At 39.7% G+C, this 17,771-nt stretch carries 18 protein-coding genes and 1 riboswitch; of the genes, 9 read left to right on the top strand and 9 right to left on the bottom strand.

What is annotated here, in order from left to right:
* The first annotated feature begins 2 nt into the window (after nt 1-2).
* Nucleotides 3-1,007 (top strand): Gfo/Idh/MocA family protein, encoded by a 1,005-nt coding sequence (locus tag PBAT_RS13680; protein ID WP_068650492.1) that lies wholly within the window; start codon nt 3-5, stop codon nt 1,005-1,007.
* Nucleotides 1,008-1,055: 48 nt separating this feature from the next.
* Here the strand turns inward: PBAT_RS13680 and PBAT_RS13675 are convergent, their stop codons facing one another.
* The gene (locus tag PBAT_RS13675) at nt 1,056-1,628 is read right to left on the bottom strand and encodes a TraR/DksA C4-type zinc finger protein (protein WP_068650490.1); all 573 of its coding nucleotides are present in this window, start codon (nt 1,626-1,628) and stop codon (nt 1,056-1,058) included.
* A 274-nt stretch (nt 1,629-1,902) separates the two neighbouring features.
* On the opposite strand from PBAT_RS13675, the gene PBAT_RS13670 reads away from it, so the two are divergent.
* The gene (locus tag PBAT_RS13670) at nt 1,903-2,283 is read left to right on the top strand and encodes a DivIVA domain-containing protein (RefSeq protein ID WP_068650488.1); all 381 of its coding nucleotides are present in this window, start codon (nt 1,903-1,905) and stop codon (nt 2,281-2,283) included.
* A 133-nt stretch (nt 2,284-2,416) separates the two neighbouring features.
* Nucleotides 2,417-3,049, top strand: a complete 633-nt coding sequence (locus tag PBAT_RS13665) for an NUDIX hydrolase (protein ID WP_068650486.1) — start codon at nt 2,417-2,419, stop codon at nt 3,047-3,049.
* 32 nt (nt 3,050-3,081) lie between these two features.
* Here the strand turns inward: PBAT_RS13665 and PBAT_RS13660 are convergent, their stop codons facing one another.
* From PBAT_RS13660 to PBAT_RS13635, 6 genes are all read right to left on the bottom strand, one after another.
* The gene (locus PBAT_RS13660) at nt 3,082-5,457 is read right to left on the bottom strand and encodes a YcdB/YcdC domain-containing protein (RefSeq protein WP_068650484.1); all 2,376 of its coding nucleotides are present in this window, start codon (nt 5,455-5,457) and stop codon (nt 3,082-3,084) included.
* A 227-nt stretch (nt 5,458-5,684) separates the two neighbouring features.
* Nucleotides 5,685-6,425 carry a YheC/YheD family protein gene (locus PBAT_RS13655; protein WP_068650482.1) on the bottom strand — a complete coding sequence of 247 codons (741 nt, stop codon included), beginning with the start codon at nt 6,423-6,425 and terminating at the stop codon, nt 5,685-5,687.
* Nucleotides 6,406-7,554, bottom strand: a complete 1,149-nt coding sequence (locus PBAT_RS13650) for a 2-aminoethylphosphonate aminotransferase (protein ID WP_068650480.1) — start codon at nt 7,552-7,554, stop codon at nt 6,406-6,408. The genes PBAT_RS13655 and PBAT_RS13650 overlap by 20 nt, the downstream gene beginning before the upstream one ends.
* A gap of 14 nt (nt 7,555-7,568) precedes the next feature.
* Nucleotides 7,569-8,714: a phosphonopyruvate decarboxylase gene (gene aepY / locus PBAT_RS13645; RefSeq protein ID WP_188016946.1), complete on the bottom strand. Its 1,146-nt coding sequence runs from the start codon at nt 8,712-8,714 to the stop codon at nt 7,569-7,571.
* Nucleotides 8,711-9,610, bottom strand: coding sequence for a phosphoenolpyruvate mutase (aepX, locus tag PBAT_RS13640; protein ID WP_068650478.1), 900 nt, complete (start codon nt 9,608-9,610; stop codon nt 8,711-8,713). Before aepX ends, aepY begins: the two co-directional genes overlap by 4 nt.
* Nucleotides 9,611-9,615: 5 nt before the next feature.
* On the bottom strand, nt 9,616-10,365 hold the full coding sequence (locus tag PBAT_RS13635; RefSeq protein WP_068650476.1) for a YheC/YheD family protein: 750 nt from the start codon (nt 10,363-10,365) through the stop codon (nt 9,616-9,618).
* Nucleotides 10,366-10,667: 302 nt separating this feature from the next.
* Between PBAT_RS13635 and PBAT_RS13630 the strand changes: the two genes are divergently transcribed.
* Nucleotides 10,668-10,865: a hypothetical protein gene (locus PBAT_RS13630; protein WP_068650474.1), complete on the top strand. Its 198-nt coding sequence runs from the start codon at nt 10,668-10,670 to the stop codon at nt 10,863-10,865.
* Nucleotides 10,866-10,949: 84 nt separating this feature from the next.
* On the top strand, nt 10,950-12,644 hold the full coding sequence (locus tag PBAT_RS13625) for a M3 family oligoendopeptidase (RefSeq protein ID WP_068650472.1): 1,695 nt from the start codon (nt 10,950-10,952) through the stop codon (nt 12,642-12,644).
* An 82-nt stretch (nt 12,645-12,726) separates the two neighbouring features.
* On the opposite strand, the gene PBAT_RS13620 is transcribed toward PBAT_RS13625, so the two are convergent.
* Complete coding sequence (locus PBAT_RS13620; protein ID WP_068650470.1) at nt 12,727-13,164, bottom strand: hypothetical protein; 438 nt, start codon at nt 13,162-13,164, stop codon at nt 12,727-12,729.
* 120 nt (nt 13,165-13,284) lie between these two features.
* Nucleotides 13,285-13,452: riboswitch (cyclic di-AMP (ydaO/yuaA leader) on the bottom strand.
* Between the two features lie 322 nt (nt 13,453-13,774).
* On the opposite strand from PBAT_RS13620, the gene PBAT_RS13615 reads away from it, so the two are divergent.
* Nucleotides 13,775-14,263: a zinc ribbon domain-containing protein gene (locus PBAT_RS13615; RefSeq protein ID WP_068650468.1), complete on the top strand. Its 489-nt coding sequence runs from the start codon at nt 13,775-13,777 to the stop codon at nt 14,261-14,263.
* A gap of 4 nt (nt 14,264-14,267) precedes the next feature.
* Here the strand turns inward: PBAT_RS13615 and PBAT_RS13610 are convergent, their stop codons facing one another.
* Nucleotides 14,268-14,594, bottom strand: a complete 327-nt coding sequence (locus PBAT_RS13610; RefSeq protein WP_084403065.1) for a DUF3889 domain-containing protein — start codon at nt 14,592-14,594, stop codon at nt 14,268-14,270.
* A 303-nt stretch (nt 14,595-14,897) separates the two neighbouring features.
* On the opposite strand from PBAT_RS13610, the gene PBAT_RS13605 reads away from it, so the two are divergent.
* The 3 genes from PBAT_RS13605 (at nt 14,898) to PBAT_RS13595 (ending at nt 17,761) form a co-directional block, all read left to right on the top strand.
* Nucleotides 14,898-15,947, top strand: coding sequence for an ABC transporter substrate-binding protein (locus tag PBAT_RS13605; protein ID WP_068650466.1), 1,050 nt, complete (start codon nt 14,898-14,900; stop codon nt 15,945-15,947).
* Between the two features lie 105 nt (nt 15,948-16,052).
* Nucleotides 16,053-16,967: an ABC transporter permease gene (locus PBAT_RS13600; protein ID WP_068650464.1), complete on the top strand. Its 915-nt coding sequence runs from the start codon at nt 16,053-16,055 to the stop codon at nt 16,965-16,967.
* Nucleotides 16,967-17,761 carry an ABC transporter ATP-binding protein gene (locus tag PBAT_RS13595; protein ID WP_068650462.1) on the top strand — a complete coding sequence of 265 codons (795 nt, stop codon included), beginning with the start codon at nt 16,967-16,969 and terminating at the stop codon, nt 17,759-17,761. Before PBAT_RS13600 ends, PBAT_RS13595 begins: the two co-directional genes overlap by 1 nt.
* Nucleotides 17,762-17,771: the final 10 nt, after the last annotated feature.

Raw genomic sequence — 17,771 nt, 5'->3', positions numbered from 1 at the left:
ATATGAGCCGAAAACTTCGTTGGGGAATTCTAAGTACATCTAGCATTGCGCAATCAGCCGTGATGCCTGGGATTCATGAATCTGAACGTGGAGAAATTATCGCTATAGCTAGCAGAGATGCGGATAAGGCGGCTGATGTAGCTGTGGAGTTTAATATACAACGCTCCTATGGGACTTATGAAGAATTACTAGCCGATGAGGAAGTAGATGCTGTCTATATTCCCTTACCTAATCATTTACATAAAGAGTGGACCATCGCTGCAGCGAAAGCCGGGAAGCATGTATTATGTGAGAAACCGGTAGCTTTAAATGCAGCAGAGGCGCTTGAAATGGTGGAAGTATGCCGACGTGAAGGTGTGATTTTTGCAGAAGCGTTCATGTATCGTTATCATCCCAAGCATGCAAGAGTGAAAGAAATCATTGCCAGTGGGGAAATAGGGAAGATTCGTGGTCTTCATGCTAATTTCACGTGTAATAATTCAGATGATTTAGGGAATGTTCGATACAAGAAATCAATGGGTGGAGGGTCCATCTATGATGTTGGCTGTTACCCCATTTCAATGGGACGTATGATCTTAGGACAAGAACCGACAGCTGCAACGGTACATGCATTATTCTCTCCTGAGCATGATGGTGTCGATATGATGGCAAGTGGTATGTTGGAATTTCCAGGCTCCATCGCACTAACCTTCGATTGTGGATTATGGGCGTTCCCACGTTGTTATTACGAAGTACTGGGGACTGAAGGAAGTATTGAACTTCCGAACGCTTTTGGCTGGGAGAGAAGTGATGAACCGCCACAGATTCTAGTTCATACAAGTGAAGGAACACGTGAAGAGAGAGGCGGAGTCATCAATTCTTTTACTTTAGAGGCAGATGCTTTTGCTAACGCTGTACTTGAGGGGATTCCACTACCTTATGCTCCAGAAGACGCTGTGAATAATATGAAAGTCATTGACGCATGTTTAGCATCAGCAAGAACTTCTATGAGAGTAAGAATAATATAAAGAACCCCGCATTCCAGATCCTATTTCCGGAATGCGGGGTTACGTAAGTTACATACCTTCTTGATAATCCTTTACATCTCGTTTAGTTGCCATAGCGGCTGAATTCGAAGTTCCATACTCTTCAACAGATTCCCAAGCATTGGCATCATCGAATTTCCCATGGTTATGCTGACGTTTCTCGCCTGCGCCGGATGGTGGTGGTGTCATGACTTCTTCTTCAATAGGTCGATCCTCGGAATTCTGATTCCTAGGCGTGTGATCCACACAATACATGGTATAAGGTAGTGCTTCTAGTCTCTCAAAAGGAATATCCATACCACAGATTCGGCAAGTTCCATAACGGCCTTGGTCAATAAGTTCAAGGGCTTGGTTAACTTGAGAAAGGTCATTAGTCATTTTTTCTTCTAAAGCTAAATCACGTCCGCGTTCAAACGTTTCTGTCCCCACATCAGCAGGATGATTATCGTATGTAGATAACTCTCCAGTAGCATCTGACAAAGATTGGTTTAAAGAACCACTTTCATCATCTTTTTGTAGATTAAAATGATGTTCGAGTTCCTGCTTTTCCTTATGGAGTGTATGGGTTAGGTTTTTTAATTCGGATTCTTTTAAATGATTCATTTCACATGACTCCCTTCCGTTTGGTAGATATTTATTAGCCTGATTGGTCATGTTCACATATACTTATTACCCAATATTGGGGGAGAACAATCATTGATGGGTATGGTACAATGGGCCTTGAATTTCTTTCAAAATGAACAATAGCGATTGTATATTCCTACAAAAAAGGTTGCTGTTTTTATCTGAGCGTGAAAATGATATATAATTAAAAAAGTGCGATTATAATTTCACAGTTAAACACATCTTAGATAATAGATCATAGGGGGTATTCTCATTGGATGAGCATATGCAACGAAGATTAGAAAAACAGAAGAAATTATTTAATCAATTGGGAATTCATCTTGATGCTCGTTCTATCCATGAGAAAGTGTTCAGTAATAAACTCAGAGGGTATGATCCTGATGAAGTCGACACTTTTTTGGACGAGGTTATTAAAGATTATGAACGCTTTTATGCTACGATAGCTGATTTGATGGACAAATGGCAGGAACAACAAATTGTCATGCGTGAGTTAAAAGCGGGAATAAAACCAGAACCTGTGATGACACACACCATAGATCCTAAACAATTGGAAGACATTATATTAAATTTGGAACATAGCGTGAAGCAATTGAGATCAAAAACCCGGCCTGAGCAGGATTTCTTTATTGACTAGGTTGGATCATACGAAGCTAAGTGAGGCCCTTTTCTATATAACCCTTGATCTAATGGGGAGGAAGGGCTTTTTAGTGAATTATATATGTAAATGAAAGGCCAATAAAAGGGGCAGAATGGTAGGAGAAGACGAAATGTCATTATATGAAATATTTGATATTTTCAATAATAGAATGGAAAAGATAGGAACGGCAAGTAGGTCTGAGGCACATCTTTTAGGATTATGGCATCAAACATTTCATTGTTGGGTGTACAGAGAAACGGATGGGCAGGGTCCAAGCTTATTGTTTCAATTACGTGATGCTAAGAAAGATACATATCCAAGTTTACTTGATATTTCTTGTGCGGGTCATCTAATAGCTGGAGAGCGTATCGAGGATGGAATACGAGAGTTAAAGGAAGAACTTGGACTCGATATCTCATTTAAAGCATTACATCCCTGTGGTGTATTTGTTGATGATAATACCATTACTGAAACTCTTATTGATCGTGAGTTTTGTCATGTGTTCTTGTATAAATGTGTTAAAGATGTATCTGAATATGAGTTTCAAGTAAGTGAAGTATCGGGACTCTATTTCATCAACATGGATAAATTCCAGCAACTAATTCAAGGGGATATCGAATCAGTAGTAGCCGAAGGAATCACACGCAATGAGAATACTGGTGAACGTTACGAAGAGAATAGAGAAGTGAACTTACGTGATTTCGTTCCACATCAGAAAGGATACTACGACTTAATTCTTCATGAAATTAGGGATAGAGAGTAGATCATTCATCTACATGCTCTATCCCTATTTGGTTATTGACCTATCGGTTGATCCGTTTTCCCTTGAATCTCAAAAAGGTTCATTATGACAGTTGCAGCTTGTGCTTTCGTGACCTTTTGTTGTGGATTGAATTTACCGTTCTCAACTTCCATTAACCCAAGATGGATGATAGTAGCGACGGCACCTTTATTGTTGATATCTTTGGCATCAGTCAATTGGTTAACAGTGGCGTCTTTACTCAGGTAATTTGATATTTTATCATACTGTACAATGGAAGTCAGAAGAACGGCTAACTGCTCTCTAGTCAGTTCTTTCTTATCTTGAAATGTTGTGTCGTTCTTAATCCATTTCCGTTCCACAGCATAGTTTACAATACTATAAATAGGATCTTCTGTATCAATACCTGCTGTAGGCTTGCGTTCTACACTATTATAACTTTCGTAATAAGGTGTGATCGACTTAACTATCATGGAAAGCCAGTCGCCTTCAGTGATTACTGTATTGGGATTTAATTTCCCAGTAGGATCAGTTGTCAGTACACCATATTCAACTAGCGTGGTAAGTGCTTTTTCTGCTAAGTTACCTTTAATATCGGTTGGAGTGATTCTTGAGCCAATTTGTCCAGTGATTTCATACTGTGTTACCCAGTTGCCTGAGTTAGCATCAAGGATCTGATAAGATGTATTCATGTCGATTGGCGTAGGATTATAGACAAGTCGCATCTCAGCTTTGGTAGTCGTATTGTTAACGTAGAATCCACCGAAGCGTGAATATTGCAACTTCAGGGTTGTATATTGTTTTCGGTATGTTTCTAATGCCTCGGCTTTTGAAACTTTGAGTACAGGGGTATCTTTTAGTTTCTCTAATCCTGTTGAACGATTTGCATAATAGGTTTGTAGTCTACCGTATATATCGAAGGTAATGGTTAAGCTTTCACTTACTGGAATTCCTTTGTAAAAGCGTTGAAATTCATATCGATATTGGTTACTTTCTTTGATGAAATTCCAGTCATCTTCATGGTTGACTATTTTTAATTCACTACTTGCATTAGGATATAATCGGTTGATGAGGTCGATGGCTCTTTGTTTGGCTGATTCCTTCGTTAATTTAGCAAGCCCAATTGGTATAGATACATCTTTTATAGAAGTGGCAGCCTCAAATGTATCCATTTGGAATTGTAAAATTTCACCGGTATCTGCATCAATTTCAGCAGAGGATTGTTCAGGGAAGAAACGTTGAGGAGCATTATTAGTATTTTCTCCCCAATTCAAATTCCATGATTGTTGTGTAGGATTTATATAATAAGGTCGTAACGACGAATTATTAAATGTTCTTCCTTTGGGAATCGTAGCTACTTCCTGTACAAGTTTGGCAGCTTCTTCAGCAGTCAGCTGAACCTTTGATGTGCGAGGTTTAAAGTGCTCCTTGGTCTGAGGTACTTCTGAATAAGTGACTGGTGAGATAGAGGGATTTGTACCTTCATAGGAAATTCTTTTACCTGTAAGCGCATCGATGGAGTACATTGAATATTCTACGGGGCGGTAACCCAAAACCCAGTCTGTTGTACGTCCATTCTTATTAATAGGAATGTAATAAAGACCCACATCTAAGTCGTTAATGAATTGTTTATCTGCTTGGTATTGGGTGATCGTTGCTTTTGAAGTGGGATATGTCAGAATATCGGAAGGTTTATTGAATTGAATAATATTACCAACAGCGTCTACGGTTACATTTATCGCGTCCGATGGAGAAGGGATTCCGTTCTTCAATGTTGTGAAGGAAAATGAATATTGTATAGGTCCGAAGAGAGTTCGATTCTCTGAATTGTTAACACTACTATCCTCTAATTGAAGGTCTTTCAGGGATATAGAAGTAACGGCTTTTGTAATAAAAGCCTTGGCTTCTTGTAGTGCTTGCTCTTTAGTCAATTTGGGAGGATAGTAGGCCACGTTCTCATCTGACTGCAATGAGATGTATGTACTAATTAAATCGCCTGTCATAGCATCCACGGAACTATTGAAACCGTAACCATTATTTCCTAACTGATATTTCCATTGAATACTCCAGACCATTTGATTCTCAGGAACTGGGAAGGAATTGTTATTGCCCAATGTGATATTGGATGTTGTGGCATCCTTTAGAATGGGGAATAAGGACCTAAGTTTTGTAACGGCTTCTTCTTTTGAAAATTTCGCCTTTTTGGGATCTGGTGTTACATGATCAGGCATAGGAATTTCTCCAGCTGCAATGGATAATTTTGTTCGATCCGATACCGATGTGATCGTTCCAGATGTAAAGGAACCTCCTGAGTCTGCAAACACCAAACCCTGCGGCAGGAGGATTGAACAGGTTATTACGCTTACAAGTACAACTTTAGGAAAGTACGAACTATTAGTGCCTTTTACCACAATATATCATCCTTTCAAAGTTAAATCTTCCAATTCATTGTAATTCATATTGGATAATAGTTCCAATAATATAGTGGCGCCATGATATGTATATTGTTCATTTCTACAATCATTCATCAAGAATGTATACAATACTAAAACAGGGAGCTACATCATAGCTACCCTGTTTTAGTGATTTCCATATCTCATTGTACTTTCTTTAAACGTGGAAATGGCGTGCATGGCCTCTAATATCCTCTGATATACGAAGAGATGCGACGGTACATACTCTTATCTTTGAGCTTCCGAAAGTGGGATCTTGAAGGAAATAGGTTGGCTTCGATAATCCAGACATGACCATCCTGATCCAATCCGATATCTAACCCATAGATGCGATGGCCTGGGAATAAGCGGTCCAACCGCTTAACGGATCGTATGGATACATGTTTGATTTTGTGCTTCAACATGGTTTTGGACATGTCACTGAGTGATGATTCCGAAAGTGCTGAACTTACCCGCATGAGTTTTCCATTGCTTCTTTCAATATTGGATACGATGTAACCTGGGCCGACTACTTTGGCGACCTTACCAGTTACTTTCCATGTGCTATGGTATCGTCTACGTTGTACAATGATCCGCATATCAAAGGGACGACCTTGAACTGTGGCACGAGTGATTAGTCGCTGAACCATATAGGAGTGATGTTTGGTTCTTTCTTGTAGGTAACTATAGACTGCATCCAGACCCATAAATTGATGTTGTCTATTCTCAATATGGATCTCGTAGAGATCTTCTCCTAAATTCCTGACTTGATAAACACCACGTCCCCGACTGCCGCCAATCGGTTTAACGATAACTTGACCGTATTTGTCCATCATTCTAAGGAAATTATGGTGTGAGAATTGTTTCGTGCTTGGTAGGTAAGGAGTTAATGAAGAGGAATGTTCCAAATACTTATACTTAAGCCATTTATTTTTGCTTAGATTCATAGGTAATAACCGCCTCTCGTAGAGGGAATCCGATATCCCGCAAATAGATTTCAAGTAGAACTAAGAATGCTTCAATATCATGATGAGTAATATCACCGATATTTGCTATTCTGAAAGTATTTAATTTCTCGACTTTTCCGGGATAAATCGTAATTCCCTTAGTGTAAAAAAAATCGTGCATTTTCTGGAAATCGTATCCCTCACAAATGGGTTCGATAATGGAGGTGAGTAATTTGGAATGATGTTCTTCTGCAACGATATGATTCAATCCCATGCGATGTATCCCCTGGGTTAACGTTTTCCATGATTGAGCATACCTAGCATATCTTTGCTCAATACCCTCGAGTATGAATTCGTTAATGGCTTGTCGGAGAGCGTAAAGAGTCTGTATGGGAGCGGTGAATCGCATCTGATTGTGTTGAAGGAAGTACGTATATTGATCATATAGATTCAGGTAATAACTTCTCCGACGGACATGTTGGAGACCCTCAAATCGCTGCTTGCTTGCAATAACAAAGGAAACACCTGGGAGGCCTTGAATATTCTTGTTGGAGCTTGCAATCAGATAACTAATATTCATATCTTCCATTTGAATAGGAACTGCCCCAAATGAGCTAATGGCATCCACAATCAGTATCACCTGATAAGCCTTGCATAGCTCACCTATAGCTTTGATATTGTTTAGTAAGCCTGTAGTTGTCTCATGATGAACGACAGTAAGGTGGGTGATGGTCGTATGGGTGAGTTTCAATATTTGTTCTAGAGCGCCTAAATCTACTGGCTTATCTGGAGGACTTACAAATTCAATGAAATGTAAACCATACACGGTAGCAATTTCGCACATGCGTTGCCCATATGCACCATTGTTAATAATAATTATCGTGCCTTCACCAATGACAGAGCTAAGGACAGCGTCCATTGCTGCTGTACCAGAACCACCAAATAAAACGGAAGTGTATTGTTTCTCATCCGCGACGATTGTTGTTAAATCGGCGGATATTGATTCCATCAACTCTCCAAATTCAGACTCTCGGGGACAAATATCCGGTACGATTTGAGCAAATTTGACGGTGTCTGTCGTTGTTGCAGGTCCGGGGGTAAGCAGAATATTTCTTTGTACATTTCTCATGATTGATCTTCCCCTTATTGACTTGAAGTTCCAGAGTTTAAGAATAGGCGCAGTCGATCCTTGACTTCGTATGGCTTGATATGAGGGCGAGCAAGATCTTTCTTGGAACCGGGAGCAATCTTTAGATGAAGAAAAGTAAGGCTTTTCTCCCTTTTCCAATCGATAATGGAGGATCTTAATTGATCTAAGTTGTGAACATATATGGATTTCGTATAGCCACAAGCTGCTGTAATTTCGACAAAGTCAAGATTATCAGACACTGTTTTTTGGCCACCCGTGGAGTCATGTGCGTTATTATCTAACAATATATGAAGCATATTCGGGGGACTGTAATAGCCATTTGTAGCCAAGGCACCCATTCTCATGAGTAGAGCACCATCTCCATCAATGACGATAATGTCTTTATCTTCCTTGGATAACGCGAGTCCCAGTCCAATAGAGTTGATACATCCCATAGAACCCACCATATAGAAATTATTAGAAATATCCTCAACTTCGTATAATTCTCGTCCTGTCTTTCCAGTCGTGGCTAACTGCACGGTGTTACTGTCTGTTAGGGATTGAATGGTAGAAAGAGCATCGTAACGTTTAGGTAACTGGTCGGAAGCGTTTTTTTGTTGCTTGAGTAGATTGGATGAAATTTTCACTTCCTGAGTTCGAAGGATTTCCTCCTGAAATGTTCCTTTTTTAACGACAAAGAAGAAAGGATGGTTTTGTTGAATAACTTGATTTGCTTGCTCTATCTGCTGCGTAGCTTCAGTTAAATTTGAAGATAAATACGCCCAACGTACTTCCATTAGATCCAGTAAACGAGTTGTGATCTGACCCATTAATTCATGCTGCGGTTCGTCGGGAATCCCCGGTTCACCGCGGAGGCTAACAAACCCTAATACTGGAATCTGGAACGTATAATTTAACGAAACTAAGGGAGAAACGGCATTCGCTAGCCCTGAATTTTGCATTAGAACAACGGGGTGTTTTCCAGCCAAATAAGCGCCACTGGCGATGGCCAGTGCATCACCCTCGTTTGTCGCTCCTACATATTCACAATCATTAATCGCATAATTGATCAAGTTCTTCAGAAATGAACAAGGAACTCCTGTATAAAATGAAAATCCTGATTGTTTGAGTTCTTCTCCGAACACTTTAGTATCAATCATAAAGAATCATCTCGATGTATGCGTGTTGATGGAAGATATTTGCCTTCAGCGGTCGTTAGTTCTTCCACCTGCTGTAATCTGAAAACCTCTTCTACGGTGGCTACGTTGTTCTCCACGGCTAGAAGACTCTCATCTTGGAAAATGGTTTGAGATATTCGCTGCATCGCATCGATGGAAGCTCTTAGATTATGGTTGGCCCAGATGATGGCACTTACACCGAGTTCTTTAAAGCGAGCCGTTGGCGTGGCATAATATTTGGTGGGAACGATAATGATAGGGGTTTTGCTCTTCCACTCTTTCATGAATAATTCGATTTCAGATGCATCTCGTCTTTTACTGTGTATGAGAATGGCATCTGCACCGGCACGTTCGTACGCCTCTGCACGTCGTAGATTCTCTTCGAGACCAAACCCTGCAATAAAGGCTTCAACTCTTGCAACGACCATAAAGTCATTATCGATTTGGGTATCCTTCATCGCTTTAATTTTTCCACAGAACTCATCGATATCTGCAAGAGGTTGCGGTCCGTTATCAATAAAGGAGTTGGTTTTCGGGAATAGTTTATCTTCGATACATACGCCAGCAACTTGCCGTTGCTCTAATTTCTTCACTAATCTTCTTGCATTATTGAAGTTTCCGTAACCGGTATCTCCATCAAGCAATATGGGTATCTTCGTCGCATCACTCATATATTCAAGTACATCGAGTACTTGTGTCCAGGAAGCTTCATTACTGTCTCGAACGCCAAGCGATGAGGAAATAGATAGTCCGCTTGCCCAGATGGCTTTAAATCCAGTCTGCTCCACGATTGTTGCAGATAAGCCATTGTGGGCTTCCATTAAATATTCGGTACTCTGAGATTGAAACAGATGCTTTAATTGAGTCGATTTATTCATCGGACCTATCCTTTCTTTATCTTCTTTTTGTTATGCCGAATAGTTCTGAGCATTTCTGAGGTAGGTAACTTGGTGAAAAGTTTGTGTTGAGGTCTCGTATTGGCTTCAATGATCCATATTTGTCCGCTACTTTCCACGGCTAGATCAATGCCAAGCTCGCGAATATCTCTAAACCTCTTGTTGAGTGTTGTGGCAATGTTCATGGATATGATCCTAAGATTCTCAATACATTCATTCACTTTCTCGGTGTTTCCTTCAAATAGTGGGTCCAATACTTTTTCTAACAGGACTGCTTTTCCTCCTCTTGTGTAATTCGTAATGTAATGATGTGGAGGTGCAATTCGAGCAGCCATGCCAGAAATACCCCATTCAGAACGAGGTTTCTGTAAATACATCCGAATATCAAATACTCTTCCATGGTATCGGCCTAAATGGATACCCTTTTGAACGATATATTGAGTGTATGATTTCTGATACCTTCGTAAAGTGCGATATAAAGTATGTCGCCCCACACGTTCGCGTACTTTCCCATACCTAATCTCATATCCACCTGTAGATGTGTTACGAATCTTAAGAATGCCCGAACCTCCACTACCGCCATCTGGTTTCAAAAAGACTGTAGAATGTGATTTAAGCATGTGAAGTGCATCCGAGGCGGTAAGCCATTTCGTTGATGGTAAATGTGGATATAGTGAAGGGTTTTTAATAAGGAGCTTATGCTTGATCATTTTTCCTTTTACAGAGTGACTTGACATGGATACCACAACCTTCTTGTAGGCCGTATAAATATTTCATGACAATACATTTCATGATTAAGGCTTAAATTGCATATCGATGTTGTTAGAGTAGGAAATGTATTCATATATAGCCTCCTTCATTTCTTTTCTCACCCAATTGTTAAATTCAATAACATACTATGGAGGTGAGACTTAGCCTAAACACTGCATAAGCCTATTTCGGGAAAATGTCTTTGGTCGTATCTGAATAGAATTTTTAATTTATTGTGGTATTTATGTTATTATTTGTATAAATATTAAATATGAATGGGGTGTACTATTTGCAACTGATTAAAGGTTATGTTCTTGTTGTACTGAACTTGGTTGGAGAATTGTGGACTGGTTTTTACAGCCGGAACCCTGATTTCTACGACAAATATTCAGCTACGCAAACAAAAATAGGATATATTTTCTTTGTTACAATGGTCACACTTGCAACAGTGGGTATAGCAAGTTGGTTATATATAAGGATATATTGACCATTGACTAATTAAGTTGGCATTTTGCTATTGGAATTTATTATAATAGATCATAGATGCATAAAGAGAGGATGAAAGATACATATGAAATTTAGTGAATATCGTTATGAAAGACCGGATGTACAGATCGTGGAAGAGAAATTCAAGGCATTGTTAAGTGCATTTAATACGGCAAGTAGCTTCGATGAGCAAGATCAGGTGATGACGTCTATTAACAAAATACGCAGTGAGGTTGCGACGCAAGGAACATTGGCCTCAATCAGGCACTCAGTGGACACGAATGATGAATTTTATAAAGCAGAGCAAGATTTCTTTGATGAATTTGGACCTGTCTTTCAGGAATATGAAACCGATTACTATCGTGGGCTAGTTGACTCTAAGTTTAGAGCTGATTTGGAAACCAAATGGGGAAGCCAACTGTTTCAATTGGCAGAACTTTCATTAAAGACATTTAAACCGGAAATCATTGAAGACCTTCAATTGGAGAATAAGCTAACCACGGAGTATGCACAACTTATCGCATCTGCTAAAATCCCATTCGAAGGGGAAGAAAGAACGTTAACTCAATTGACACCATTTGAGCAATCAACAGATCGTCAAATGAGACGTGCTGCTGCTGAAGCTAGATATAGGTTCATGGCAGAGAATGAAGAGCAGTTCGACCGTATTTATGATGACTTGGTTAAAGTACGTACGAAGATTGCAAAGAAACTTGGTTACGCTAATTTCACGGAGCTAGGATATGCTCGTATGAATCGTACGGATTATAATGCAGGAATGGTTGCGAACTTCAGAGATCAAGTAGCGGAATATATCGTTCCAGCGGCTGCGAAGTTAAGAGAACGTCAGGAACGTCGAATCGATGTTGATCAATTAGCTTATTATGATGAAGCCTTTAGTTTTAAGACTGGGAATGCGACACCTAAAGGAGATCCAGATTGGATTCTTGAGAATGGGGTGAAGATGTACCGTGAGCTATCACCTGAAGTGAACGAATTCTTCACATTTATGGTTGATAATGAACTAATGGATCTAGTGAGTAAAAAGGGTAAACAAGGCGGGGGATATTGCACTTACTTGAGCGAATATGGGGCTCCGTTTATCTTCTCCAATTTCAATGGAACATCTGGTGATATTGACGTGCTTACACATGAAGCTGGGCATGCTTTCCAAGTGTATGAGAGTCGCCATTATAGCATTCCTGAATATAACTGGCCTACATTTGAAGCTTGTGAGATTCATTCGATGAGTATGGAATTCTTCACATGGCCTTGGATGGATCTGTTCTTTAAAGAAGATGCCGATAAATATCGATTCAATCACTTAGCTGAATCCTTGTTGTTCATTCCTTACGGGGTATCAGTTGATGAATTCCAACATTTCGTATACGATCATCCAGAGGCGACACCAAGTGAGCGTAAGAGCGCATGGCGTGCAATTGAGAAGAAGTATTTACCGCATCGTAATTATGAGAATAATCATTATTTAGAGAGCGGAGCATTCTGGCAGAAGCAAGCTCATATTTTCCAATCTCCATTCTATTATATCGATTATACGTTGGCACAAATTTGTGCATTCCAATTCTGGAAGAAGATGAACGAGGATTCCAAATCAGCCTGGGCAGATTATTTGAAATTGTGTCAACAAGGAGGAAGTCAATCCTTCTTGGGTCTTGTGAAAGTTGCAGGTCTGATATCGCCGTTCGAAGATGGTTGTGTAACATCAGTTATCGGAGACATTGAGAGTTGGTTAGATGGGGTAGAAGATAGCAAATTATAATGAATAGTTGAATTGCATAGCTCGTATTAGAAACCACATGTGTGAAAAACATGTGGTTTTTAGCATCATGTTAAATCTATGTTTAAAAGGAGAAATAGGCCTGCGAGCGGGTGAATAGATGGGATCGTTCTAGAGACATGCTATTTGATGGGTTCTGTAGGTTCGTTGATAGGTTCATCAGAGCTGATTCAACTAGCGTTTTTCTAATAGGGCCCCATGGTTCATTCTTATTCTGTATGTAGATCATACCTTCGTAAATCGAAAGACCTCTTAACGGCATGAAAACAGAAGCCCAGTGGATAAGGTCGAAATGCTGCACTTCGGGTAATTTATACTCAGCCCAACCATCGATGCCATGACTTGAAATTTTAAACAATCCACAGGTACACTTATCGCTATTTACGGTAACCCTATTTTCGATTAATGCACAATCATATTGATATATCTCTAAATTACCAATCTTAGAGTTGGACAGTTCAGGTTGTTTCAGTTCAGACAAAAGGTCGGTCAAGTTTAACATGGTTTATTCTCCTCATGGTTATGGAATAGATAATATAAAAAGCCCAAAGCGTAGAGAATCTCTACGCTTTGGACTTTACACAATGTAAATAAAAATACGCTGTGAAGGCACACGAAGGCGTGGTTCTCTCTCAATACGCTTACGAGGTTAGCTGTCGGATTCGGGCTTGAGAGTTTGCCCTACCTAGCCGCTTTTTAGTAAGCAGAAGGATTCACCCCATGAAACCAATGTGGCAGTTTCGCTTGGGTCCCCCGGTTCCCACTTAAGGGAATTCAGCGTTTGATTTGGAAAGTATAAGTTCTTGAGATGAATGATACGCGGAGTGCAAGATATTGTAAAATCTTAAAACAGCCATTAATAATGAATTTTTAGATCAAATAAGTAAATAAAAACGGTTACATTGGGTAGTGTCGTTTATTATCTATATAAATCCTGCGCCATACGATGATTTGCGTGGTTTGATCGTCTTGAGGAGCATTATTAATGCTTACAACTATCTAGAGGGAAGTGATACCATCTTACTCCATTGTGGTTAATGTTATATGTTGGGCAGTGTTAATAAAGAAGCATCTGTATCCATGAATTTGGATCAATGAGGAGTTGAGTTATTATGGCAGTTAAAATATGTAGTAAATGTGGTGAATCGAATCGTGAGAACGCTACCGTATGTGTGGTCTGTAGTAACACGTTATCACCGAAAGATATGCAGGGGACATTGGATTCGGAAAAGGAGTACTCCGGAGTATTATTAAATGTTGTTAAAGACAAAAGTCAACGAACGACTTGCGCACATTGTAAGGAGCAGATTGAATATGGATCTACAAAATGTAAGTATTGTGGGAAACCTGTTACCAAATCACCTGCGCATAAAGTGATCTATACTTCAGATGAGTATCTCCCTGATCGAAGTAGTGTGAATCTTATGCTATTTATTTCAACATTTTTCATTCCCTTCGTAGGGATAATTGTAGGAGGCATATTAGCTTATGCTGAGGATAAGGATAAACAGTCTGTGGGTCGAAATCTCTTATTATTTGGATTTATTCTCCTCATGATCGGAGTTTTTATTTCTTTAATTATGATCATTAGCCATATTTAAATGCTTATGGACTCGTTTCTTCATACCGTATGATAAGCAATTGATTATTGTTGGGATTGTATGAAATCGTCACAATGACCCCCATTTCAATATTATTTTTTGTAATAATAAGCTTGAATTTTTCTTCCGTGACGGTGTCGGAAAGCTTCACGCTACCTATATGAAGATAGTCTGTAACAGATGTATTGTACTTCTTTTGCGTCTCTTTGACGGCAATACTACCCCATTTCGCATAAGAAGGTTCAGCCTGGATTATATCCGAGGGTAGGATTGTCATTGAGGTTGTCATGGTGAGTGATAACGAAATTATAACTTTTAGGATTGAGAACATCGATTAAAGCCTCCTTGTTGTGAGAATCAATCTTATTATTTGTTAGATATGTAATCGTATTCATAAAAGATGTCTTAAATAGCTTCGTGTTAATTCATATGGTGGAATAAGTAGTGGTAGCAAAGGATTTATACATATATAGTAATTGACGTTTATTGTACAGGCATATATTATAAGTAGTAATTAATAGGTATTTTTTTGCATGAAGACTTTAGCACGACGCAATCTTACAGCGGTGAAGCTTGTCTGTTTTAGTCGAATGTTGTTACATCAGATTATCGATATGAAAAAGGGGGATTTAGAGTGAAAAAGAAGGTATGGGTCTCACTTATTTTGACTGCAGTAATGATGGCAACGGTAGCTTGTGGAAATAACGCAGCTAAGGGAACGAATGACACCACTGGATCAGACACAGCCAGCAAAGAAAATGGTGACAAGAAATCGTACAAGATTGCTATTTCTCAAATTGTCGAACATCCATCGTTGGATGCTACACGTGAAGGATTCTTGCAAGCCTTGAAGGATGCTGGAATTAATGAGGGAGAGAACTTGAAGGTTGACTACAACAATGCGCAGAATGATCAAACGAATAATATGACGATCGCCCAGAAGATAAATTCAGGGGATGCAGAACTAGTTCTTGCCATTGCTACACCTTCTGCACAAGCGGTTGTAAAAGAAGTTAAGGATAAGTCGATCCTGTTCGCGGCAGTTACGGATCCACTGGATGCCAAGCTTGTAACGAATCTAGAAAAGCCAGGTGGTAATATATCTGGGGTTTCTGATACTAACCCTGAAGCGATCACTAAATTGATGGATTTCATTGCAGGAAGTTTTCCGAATGTTAAAAACTTGGGGCTTGTCATTAATGAAGGCGAATCTAACTCCGTTATGATGGCTAAATTGGCAGAGGAAGCTCTTTCTAAACATGGTATTAAATTAGTTAAGGCAGCAATCACTAATACCTCTGAAGTGAAACAAGCAGCAGAATCATTGATCGGTCGTGTAGATGCGCTGTATATTACGCTTGATAACAGTGTAGTGAGTGGTGCCGATGCCATCATTCAAGTTGCGAAGGAGAAAGATCTCCCGTTCTTCTCAAGTGATCGTGATACGGTCGAGAAAGGTGCATTTGCAACTGTAGGATTTAAATACTTCGATCATGGTTACCAAGTGGGTCAAATGGCTGTTGAGATCTTGAAAAATGGCAAGAAGCCAGGAGATATGCCAATCACAGTTCAGCAGAAACTTGATATCATCTTAAACCTTAAGGCAGCAGCTGACCAAGGAATCGATGTAACGGATGAAATGAAAGCACAAGTTCAAGACGCTGAGAAGAATATTATCCAATAATTAATTCGTATCTGAATGAAGTGACTATGTTATTTGTAAGTATGTTAGGAGTGGCCGATACTTATTATCGTCCACTCCCTTTACGTCTAAGAGGAGGTAATCAAAATGATTGACTCATTATGGGGTGCTTTAGAATCTGGGTTGTTGTATGCATTTATGGCACTTGGTGTATATATTACGTTTCGAATTTTGGATTTCCCTGATTTAACGGTTGATGGTAGTTTTACGACAGGGGCTGCTATTGCTGCCGTGATGATCAGCAATGGGTATTCTCCTATTCTAGCTACTCTTTCAGGGTTTGGTGGAGGGCTTGTTGCTGGAGTATGTACAGGACTATTGCATACAAAAGGTAAAATTAATGGACTCATGTCTGGTATTCTAATGATGATTGCTCTGTATTCCATCAATATGAGAATAATGAGTAAACCTAATATTTCAATCTATGACATGGATTCGATATTCGTCTCGATACAACCACTTATTATTGTACCGATTATTGCTATTATCGTATTAGTGCTATTAAATCGTTTCTTGTATTCGGATATTGGATTGGCTCTAAGAGCGACAGGGGATAATGAACGAATGATTCGAAGCTTCGGTGCAAATACGGATCTTACAAAGATCGTAGGCATCAGTTTGTCGAATGGATTGGTAGCACTCTCAGGGGCTCTTATTGCTCAACAATCTTCTTTCGCTGATATTAATGGTGGGGTGGGAATGATCGTTATCGGTCTTGCATCCGTTATTATTGGAGAAGCAGTGTTTGGAGCTAGGAATGTCATTCATCATACAATTTCGGTCGTTCTAGGTTCTATTATATATCGCATTGTTGTAGCTCTTGCACTTCGGGTAGAATGGTTGGAAGCCTCAGATATGAAGTTGATTACAGCTATTATTGTTATTATTGCACTCGTTCTTCCTTCCACTCGGCGTGTTATTAAGCAGAAGAAGATGGCTAAGAAACGTTCAGCAGAGATATTACATGTTGGACAAAAGAAAACAATGGGAGGTGGAGTGTAATGCTTCAGCTAAACCATGTAGCTAAATTATTTAATCCAGCCACGCCTGATGAGAAAATTGCACTTTTTGATATACAACTACATATGAAACCAGGAGACTTCGTTACGGTTATTGGTAGTAATGGGGCAGGTAAGTCGACATTAATGAATATTATTTCGGGTGTAATGAAGCCAGATACCGGTAATGTGATCATTGATAATGAAGATATCACCCACTTACCAGAATATCGTCGAAGTCAATGGATTGGACGAGTATTTCAAGATCCGATGGCTGGAACGGCTCCCCGTATGACGATTGAAGAAAACCTAGCGATGGCCTATGCACGGGGGAAACAACGTGGATTATCATTAGGTGTGAAGGCGAGCAAACGAACCTTATTTCGTGAACATCTCTCACGCTTGGGTATTGGTCTAGAAGAGCGGCTTCATGCTAAAGTAGGAATGCTCTCGGGTGGTGAACGCCAGGCACTGAGTCTACTTATGGCTACTTTCACGAATCCCCAGATCCTATTACTTGATGAACATACGGCAGCACTTGACCCTGCTCGAGCAGAGCTAATCACGCGATTAACCGAGAGTATCGTTCGGGAGATGAACCTGACGACGTTAATGGTAACTCATAATATGGAACAAGCGATACGCCTCGGTAATCGACTCATCATGATGGATGGTGGCCGAATTATATTAGATATTGATGAAGAACGAAAGAAAGACTTAACGGTCGAGCGGTTGCTAGGTGAATTCGAACAGATTAGTGGACATAAGTTGTCCGATGATCGTCTTGTATTAGGTTAGGCAAGTTAGA

It is taken from the genome of Paenibacillus antarcticus, assembly GCF_001637225.1.
GTDB classification, from domain to species: Bacteria; Bacillota; Bacilli; order Paenibacillales; family Paenibacillaceae; genus Paenibacillus_AQ; species Paenibacillus_AQ antarcticus.
This window is presented reverse-complemented; position numbering and strand designations above follow the sequence as displayed.